Origin of the sequence: Rhodococcus sp. R1101 (assembly GCF_000278445.1) — a bacterium.
Classification (GTDB): Bacteria; Actinomycetota; Actinomycetes; order Mycobacteriales; family Mycobacteriaceae; genus Rhodococcus; species Rhodococcus gordoniae.
In genome coordinates this window covers 1-8,305 of sequence record NZ_AJVB01000152.1, presented here as the reverse complement: position 1 = coordinate 8,305, position 8,305 = coordinate 1, and the positions used below count along the sequence as shown (strand labels likewise).

Annotated in this window: 4 protein-coding genes; 1 reads left to right on the top strand and 3 read right to left on the bottom strand. The window is 67.2% G+C overall.

Annotated elements, in window-relative coordinates; genetic code table 11:
* Nucleotides 1-14: 14 nt before the first annotated feature.
* Both R1101_RS0111650 and R1101_RS0111645 read right to left on the bottom strand, forming a co-directional pair.
* Entirely contained in the window at nucleotides 15-1,898 is a 1,884-nt protein-coding gene (locus R1101_RS0111650) for a ketoacyl-ACP synthase III (RefSeq protein WP_016933607.1), read from the bottom strand.
* A 46-nt stretch (nucleotides 1,899-1,944) separates the two neighbouring features.
* The gene (locus tag R1101_RS0111645) at nucleotides 1,945-2,778 is read right to left on the bottom strand and encodes a 3-oxoacyl-ACP reductase family protein (protein WP_016933606.1); all 834 of its coding nucleotides are present in this window, start codon (nucleotides 2,776-2,778) and stop codon (nucleotides 1,945-1,947) included.
* Between the two features lie 674 nt (nucleotides 2,779-3,452).
* On the opposite strand from R1101_RS0111645, the gene R1101_RS0111640 reads away from it, so the two are divergent.
* Nucleotides 3,453-4,232 carry an alpha/beta fold hydrolase gene (locus tag R1101_RS0111640; protein ID WP_026003167.1) on the top strand — a complete coding sequence of 260 codons (780 nt, stop codon included), beginning with the start codon at nucleotides 3,453-3,455 and terminating at the stop codon, nucleotides 4,230-4,232.
* Nucleotides 4,233-4,315: 83 nt separating this feature from the next.
* Here the strand turns inward: R1101_RS0111640 and R1101_RS0111635 are convergent.
* The coding region (locus tag R1101_RS0111635; RefSeq protein ID WP_016933603.1) for a carboxyl transferase domain-containing protein at nucleotides 4,316-8,305 on the bottom strand (3,990 nt) is incomplete at its 5' end.

The window sequence follows — 8,305 nt, the reverse complement described above, 5'->3', positions numbered from 1 at the left end:
TTGTCGTACGCCGGTCAGCCGGCGTCCGTCGTCTCGAACGGCACGACCACCTTCGGGTCGATCCGCATGACGGTGTAACCCGCCACCGCTCCCGCACCGAAGCCGGGGGCGAATATGCGCACCGGTTCGGTGATCACCCCGTCGCGGACGGCGTCGTGGATCGCGAGCGGGATGCTCGCCGACGACGTGTTGCCGACCTTCTCGATGTTGAAGTACAACCGGTCGGCCGACAGTCCCGCGTTCGCGGCGAGTTCGATGACCATCGTCTTGTTCGCCTGGTGGGGAACGATGAGATCGATGTCGTCGAGCAGCGACCGCTCGGCGTCGTCGGGGGAGGGGATGGCCTTGATCTCGTCGAGCATCTGCGCCAGGTAACGACCGGCAAGCGTCTTCACCTCCGGTCCGTAGACCGTGATGAAGTTGTCGAAGTCCGGGTTCGGCCAGATGATCGAGTTGACCTCGCTCGTCGGACCGCTCGCGTAGCTGTTGAAGAACTCGAGATCGGGGGCATCGCCCTCGGCGGCGGGCGAGACGACGATCGCCGCGGCACCGTCACCGAAGATCATGCGGGACGGCCGGACGTTGCCGATCTTGTCGGAGAACTTCTCGACGCACACCACGAGGACGGGACGTTTCACCTGCTGCAGGATGCGGGTCGCCTCGGCCAGGCCGTAGGGCATGCCCGCGCACGCCGCGATGAGGTCGAACGAGGCATGGGTCTGGCCGATACCGAGTTCACCCGAGATCCACGTGGCGAGCGACGGGATCAGCCGGCCGCTCGTGCACGTGCAGGTGATGACCGCGCCGATGTCCTGCGGACCGATGCCGGCGTGGGCGACCGCCTGCTTCGCCGCGATCAGGGCCAGTTCCTCGAAGGTGCCCGAGGTGTACCGGCGCTGTTCGATCCCGGTCTTCGCCGTGATCTCCTCGGCCGACATCGGCGACCAGTTGTAGGCGGTGTTCCGGATCAGGTCCTCGTTGGTGCACACCTGATCGCCGTGGGCCACCGCGATCGCATCGATGCGCGGTGCGACCGTGAACTCCGAGCGCACGTCGACGGCCGGGTAGGGCGTCGACGGGGCGACCGGTTCGTGCCGCGTGAACGAGGTGGCCTTGCGGGTCTTCCCGGAGGCGACCCGGTTGATGAACCGCTGCACCTCACGATTGCGCGGGTGCGACACCACGACGTAGTCGTCGTCCTTCAGGTCCGCCACCCGGGCGAGTTCGATTTCGTTTCCGTCCCAGGGCTGCTGGTTGTGCAGCACCATCGACCACCGGCTCAGGGCCTCGAGTTCGGCGACGTCCTCGTGGCAGTCGAGGATCTCGTCGTATCCGAACACGGGGTGGTTCGGATCGTAGTGGCGGATACGCAGGGTGATGTTCTCCGGATCGGAGAGCAGCTGCGCGACAGTGGGTTTGACGCTCGGCAGGTCGCCGGCGAAATGACGTCGCGAGCCGAAGACCGCGAAGAGCCGGTCGAAGATGTGATCCTCCGCGGCGCTGTCCCAGGCGCGGGGGAGCGAGCGGTAGGCCTCCTCGACGGCCCCCAACCGCTCCTCGGCCTCGGGCCAGGGAGTCAGGCGGGGCATGTAGACGTCGTCACGGTTACGGGGCACGTCGCCCCAGCGGGTGACCCGCCGCTCGAACATCATCAGGGCGAAGCGGTCGGCCCAGAACACGTTGAGGGCCATGTCCCGCATGATCTCGAACTTCGAACCGTAATTACCCAGTTCGTGCCGGGCGAGGATCTCCGAGACCGTGGGTGCCTTGGTGTCGAAGTCGCGGCGGATGACAGCGTCGAGATGTTCGACGCTGCTCAGTGTGGAGAAGTCGAGTTCGGGAACGAAATTGGAGGGAAAGACGATTCGGCCGTGCCGGTTGAGCTCGAAGGGCTGCATGTGCGAGAGGGACCGTTCGATTCGAAGTTGTGGTGGGAAAGCCGGATCACATGTCCAGCCCGCCGTTGACACCCCACACCTGACCGGTGATGTACGAGGAGGCGTCTGCGGCGAGGAAGTGCACGACCCGGGCGATCTCCCGAGGGTCGGCGAGTCGCTTCACGGGGATGGTGTCCGTGATGCGCGCGAGCACCTTCTCGGGGATGGCTTCGACCATCTCGGTGGCGACGAAGCCCGGAGTGACGGTGTTGACGGTGACGCCGATGCCGTTCGGATCCAGCTTGTCGTTCTTGGCCAGATGGAATGCTGCTTCCTTGGCGAGGGTCTTGGTGAGGCCGAACAGACCGGCCTTCGACGCCGCGTAGTTGGCCTGGCCGATGTTTCCGGTCTCGCCGATGACGGAGGAGACGTTGACGATGCGTCCGGTGCCGCGCTCGAGCATGTGCCGCAGTGCTGCCTGTGCCAGGTAGAACGCGCCGGAGAGGTTCACACCGAGGACGGTGTCCCAGTCCTCGTCCTGCATCTTCAGCACCGTGCGGTCGATGGTGATGCCGGCGTTGTTGACCAGGATGTCCAGGCGGCCGTGTGTGGCGATGACCTCGTCGATCGTGCGCCGGCAGTCGTCGGCGTCGGCGACGTCGCCTCGATGCACCGAGTAGCGGACGTCCTTGCGGCCGTTGTCGTTCAGGTCTGCGAGGAATTGGTCCGCCTGAGCGGTGTTACGTCCGTAACCTGCGGCGACGGTGGCGCCCTGGCTCGCCAGGCTGCGGCTGATCGCCGCTCCGATGCCGCGCGTGCCGCCGGTGACGAAGGCGACGCGTCCGCGGAGCTTGTTTCCGCCGGCAGCGATCTGTGAGGTGGGTTCGATGGTGCTGGTCATGCTGATCTCCTCGCTGTGCGAGGGGGCGACGGGCGCGGCTGGTCGCCGACGTCGCACAAACGCCCCCTGCGCGTTGATTTCCCTGTGGAGGAGCACGTTTCGAATCCCCCTGACTCGAACGCGTGTCCCCGTGAAACGAGCCCTCGTTGGCTCGTATCTCCCTGCGGAAACAATCATGCATCACCCCGATCATGTTGTCACCAGGAACAATTCGAGCTTCGAATTTCGGCAATTTGTCCGAATATTTCGAAAAACGTTGTGTGACAACGATATCTGTCGACCATGGGGGGTTACTTCACGGTACGAACATGCTGAATGTCCGTAGCCGACCTGGACGTACAGCCTGCACGAATCGGGCCGTTCCGGAATGGCACACCGTGTTACCGGGGAGTCGGCCACAGCTGTGTGCACATGGCGTGAACGTGGTCGGGATCCATGAGATTCTCCGAAATGTGCTTCGGTAGAACCGATTCGGAGACGATACTCGGCCGGGGGATTGCCGCCGGCCATTGTTCGGGGAGGGCGCACTGCGTGCCGCCCGAGTCCGGCCGGCCGTGCGCCTCTCGGTATTCCCCGTTCGGGAACGGGCCACACCCTGTGCCGGTGTGATCCTCGACACTCCCGTAGGGGATTGTGTCGAAGCACAGCTCGTCGGGCGGTGAGAGGATGGCCCCGTGAGCAGCACTCGTCTTGTCGAAACACCCGTGGCGGAGCTCGAGGTGCGTGTCGACGGGGAAGGGCCGGCGGTGGTCCTGCTTCCTTCCCTGGGACGCGACTCCTACGAATTCGATCCCATTGCCGGCGATCTCGCGGCAGCCGGATTCACCGCTCTGCGACCGCAACCCCGAGGTATCGGGAGCAGCCGCGGGCCCATGGCCGGCCTCGACCTCCACGACCTCGCCGACGACGTCGCCGGCGTCATCGAGAACTTCGACGCCGCACCCGCCGTGGTGGCCGGCCACGCATTCGGGCATTACGTGGCCCGGGTACTCGCCGCCGACCGGCCCGAACTCGTCCGGGGGGTCGCCGTGCTCGCCGCCGGTGCCCGCCGATTCCCGGCCTCGCTGACCGAGCGTGTCGCCAAGTGCTCCGACCTGTCGCTTCCCGACGGCGAACGGCTCGTGCACCTGCGCGACGTCTTCTTCGCCGAAGGGCACGATCCGGCGGTGTGGCTCGACGGGTGGTGGCCCGAGGCGATCGTGTCGCAGCGGGCCGCGATGGCCGCGACCGACAAGGAATCGTGGTGGACCGTGGCGCCGTCACCTCTGCTCGACGTACAGGCGGAAGAGGACGTCTTCCGGCCCGCGGAGACCCGAGGTGAGCTCGTCGACGAGTTCGGGAGCGAACTCGTCTCCACGGCGGTCGTGCCGGGTTGCGGGCACGCCCTCGTGCCGGAGGCGCCGCACGAGGTGGCCCGGATCCTGGCCGAGTGGATCCGTACGCGTCTCGAATGATGACCTCGTAGCATCGGTCCGGCCCCACGACGACGAGACCCCACCGGAAGTGTCCCGGTGGGGTCTCGATCCGTCTGCGTGGCTTACGCGAGCGTGCGTGCCATGCCGCGCTCGACAGCCGCGATGATCTGCGGCCGCAGCTCGACCGCCGGCACGATCGCGTCCACGGACCCGACCTGCTGCGCGCGCTGGATGTTGTGGATCGCCTCGAACTCGGCTGCCACCTCACCGAGCTTCTCCGACCGCACCGCGGTACGCAGCGCGGTGAGTTCGACACCCAGACGCGCCTTGTCGCCGTCCTCCGCGGCCCGCAGCTGGGCTTCGAGTTCCACGACCCGCGGATCGCTCGCGGTGCGCTTGTTGACGTCGCGGGTGAAGACGACCGCTGCCGCAGGAGCGCCACCGAGCACGGAGGCGAACGAACCCTCCACGGCGAGGACTTCCATGTTCTCGTTCAGTGCGCCCGAGAACACCACGAAAGCACCCCCGTGGTAGCGGGAGACCACGACGAACACGATCGGACCGTCGAAGTTGACGATGGCCCGTCCGATCTCGGCGCCGTACTCGAGCTGCAGGTTGCGCAGCGACTCGGGGGAGCCGTCGAAGCCCGACAGGTTGGCGAGCACCACGAGCGGACGATTGCCGCTCGCCGCGTTGATCGCCCGCGCCGTCTTCTTCGACGACTTCGGGAACAGCGTGCCCGACGTCCACTGGTCCGGCCCGTCGGCGGGGAACCAGCCCTTGCGCGGGATCGCGCGGGACTCGATACCGATGACGCTGACGGGGATACCGCCGAGATGCGCGTCGAACACGACCGAGGTGTCGGCGTCGGCCATGTCGGCCCACCGCTCGAGCACCGCGTGGTCCTGGTCGACCACGGAGCGCATCACCGTGCGGATGTCGAACGGCTTCTTGCGATCCGGGTTGGTCTCGGACGAGAAGATGTCGCCGACGGTGGTGAAATCGCTGGACGGATGCACGTGCGGGTACACGCACACGTTCCGGTCCACCGGGTCGGCGGACACGGCCTTGCGCGGGAAACGCTCGCCCGGTGCGACGTAGGCGTGGGCGTAGTGCGCGAACAGCGTCTCGATGGCAGCGCTGAGGTTGGGGGCCCAGTACTGCGCCTGGCCGTTGGGGCCCATGACGCGGTCGTATCCGCCGATACCGAAATTGTCCTCGGCGGAGACGCCACCCGAGTAGTCGAGCGACTGCTTGCCGGTGAGCACCATGGCACTGTCCGGCGTCATCACGAGGATGCCCTTGGTGTGCATGAGCATCGTCGCCTCGGCGTTCCAGTACGGCTGCGCGCCGACGTTGATGCCGGTGACCACGACGTTGATCTCGCCGCCGTTCTGCGTGAACGTGATGATGCGACGCAGACCGCGTGACACCCAGTCCATGTTCTCGGTGCCCGAGCCCATCGAGATCGTCGCGCCGGACGACAGGGCGAACCACTCGACGGGGGCGCCGAGGCTTTCGGCGAGATCGATCGCGGCGACCACGCGGGAACATTCCGCTTCCGCGACGGTGCCCAGCGCCTTGGTGGGATCACCGAACAACGCGACGCGCTTCATGCCCTCGGGATAGCGCGGGGTGGGGGTGTCGACGACGCCGACGATCAGGCCGGCGGTGTTACGGCCGTAGGGGCGGTCCACCGGCACGAGTGCGCCCTGCTCGTCGAAATCGTATTCGACGAAGCTGCCGTCGCCGCCGGTGAGCAGCGGGATCAGCTCGTACGGGTAGACGGTGCCGCGGGCGCGCGAGCGCTGCACCTTCTGGGTGTACTCGTCGAGCGGCTGCAGCGGCTCCTTCGGAGGCTCGGTGACCCGCACGATGACGCCGGCGCCGGACCGGTACGAGAAGCGCAGAGCGACCTCACGTACCGGCTCGTCCTGGCGCTCGCGCCACGAACCGATGACGGTGATCTCCTCCAGGCCGGCACCCACGGTCAGCGGCGCGGCGTTGTTGCCGATGCGGCGCAGGTCCTCCATGTCGAGATCGACGACGGGCCACACGTAGAGCACCACGCGGTTCGCGTCGAGACGTCGCCCACCGCGGTTCGCCTGGGCGCGGCGCATGCCGTCGAGCGAACCGGCCAGTGCGCGTTCGAAGGCCGGAAGTCCGACGATCCTCCCGGTCTCGTCGCGCTGCGGTGTCAGGTCGCGCACCTCGGCCAGCGCGATGAATCGCTCGTCGGACGGATTGTCCTGCGACACCAGGTGATACAGGTAGGTGTCCGGGTTGGCGGGCAGGCGGGTGCCGTCGAAGTTCTTCAGGCGCCACAGATCCAGACGCTGACCCGTGAGTGGGTGGATGTCGCGGATGTTGGTCTCTTCCGCGTATCCGGTCTCGTAGGGGCGGAAGGTGAACACGTGCTCTTCGGCGGTGTCGGTGTGGCAGACGGTCACGGTCACGCGTCGGGCCGCGCCCGTCACCGTGCGGGCGGCGAGTTCGGTGCGCAGCGCGTCCGCCTGGGCGTCGGCATCGGCCGGAGCGTCGTCCCACGCGAGATACAGGTCGATCACCAGGTTCTTCGTGTCGGGAACCGATGCCGCCGACTCCTCGACGGCGGCGAGCAACGAGGCGAACTCGGCGTGCGGTGCCTCCGCGGAGATCAGGTACAGACGCGTGCCGCGCAGATCGAAGTTGCCGGTGACGAACTGGTGCCCGGCGACCGTGCACGAGCAGACGTCCTCGAGGGTGCGGATCTTGTACGCCCGTCGGGTGATGACCTCGAGCAACGGACCCGGAACGGTCTCGGGACGCGTGATCTGCTGTGCGAGAAGGTCGATCAGCGGCTCGGGGGTAGCGACCAGCGATTCGATGCGCTGCGCGTAGTCCGCCGCCTGCGCATGCTCGGCGAGGTACGCGAGCGAACCGCGGACCCCGTCGTAGACCTGCTCGCGGGCCTTGCGGATCACCGGCTCCTCGAAGTAGCGGTATCGCAGGTTGCGGGCGGTGTCACCGATGACGGGGAACCGGACCTGGGTCGCGACGATCAGACGGTCGAGGACCTCGTTGAGTTCGTGGGAGATGCCCACTTCGGTGTCGTCGCGTTCGATCCAGCGGTCCAGCAGCGCGGTGACCACGGGAACATGGGCTTCGATGCGCTCGAGTGCGAGGAACAGCCGGTAGACGGCCTCCTCGAGATCCGGGGTGCGATCGAGTTCGAGGACGTCGTAGTGCCGCAGGGCCCGTGCGAGACGAGCACGGAAGCTGTCGGGCAGCCCTCCGACCTCGACGTCGAGCGACTGCAGGTAACCGTGGAAGAACTCGCGGGGGCTGTGCACCCGATCGTCACTGTTCTTCTCGTCTTCGGTCGGGCGGTTGCGCGACAGTTCGCACACGTCGGCGAACGTCGTGAGCAGCGCCAGTTCGGCGCGGACGATATCGCACGAGTCGACGGCGCCGGAGAGCTGCTCGTAGTCGGCGATCAGGGCCGCGGTGCGCTTGGCGGACACGTCGTATCCGGTGACCAGCGCGGCCAGCGAGTCGAGGCGGGCAAGGGCGTCGGCGGCGACGTCGTCGCTCAGCGAGGGCGCCGGTGCGGCGAACTCCACCCGCTCGACGGCTTCGGTGACGACCTCCTCGACGATCTGGTCGACCCGCAGGAGCGGGGCACCCGCGTCGACCTGGGCGTTGACGACGGCCAGGATTTCGCGGACCTTCCCGGCGAAGGGAGCGCGGACCGCGGTCTCCATCTTCATCGACTCGAGCACGACGAGGGTCTGACCGGCCTCGACCTCGTCACCGACGGCGACGGGGACCGCGACCACCACGGCGGGGGCGGGTGTGCGCACCACACCGGCCTCGTCCTGGCTGATCTGGTGGCTGATGCCGTCGACCTCGACGAGGAAGTGGGCGGGACCGGCGATCGACACCACGTTGTGACGGTGGCCGCCGACGGTCAGACGCGACTCGTAGTCGCCGAGCCGCTCGACGTCGACGTCGAACTCGGAGGTGCCGGTGTCGACCCGGTAGCGGTGCGGGCCGACCTGTCCGACGACGAGTTCGTAGGCCTGTCCCTGGTAGCTCAGTTCGACCTTGCGTCCGACGGCGTGACCGGCGCG

What these genes read in the sequence shown, in the direction of transcription:
- R1101_RS0111650 (WP_016933607.1), bottom strand. Translation starts at nt 1,898, where the DNA reads ATGCAGCCCTTCGAGCTCAACCGGCACGGCCGAATCGTCTTTCCCTCC.
- R1101_RS0111645 (WP_016933606.1), bottom strand. Translation starts at nt 2,778, where the DNA reads ATGACCAGCACCATCGAACCCACCTCACAGATCGCTGCCGGCGGAAAC.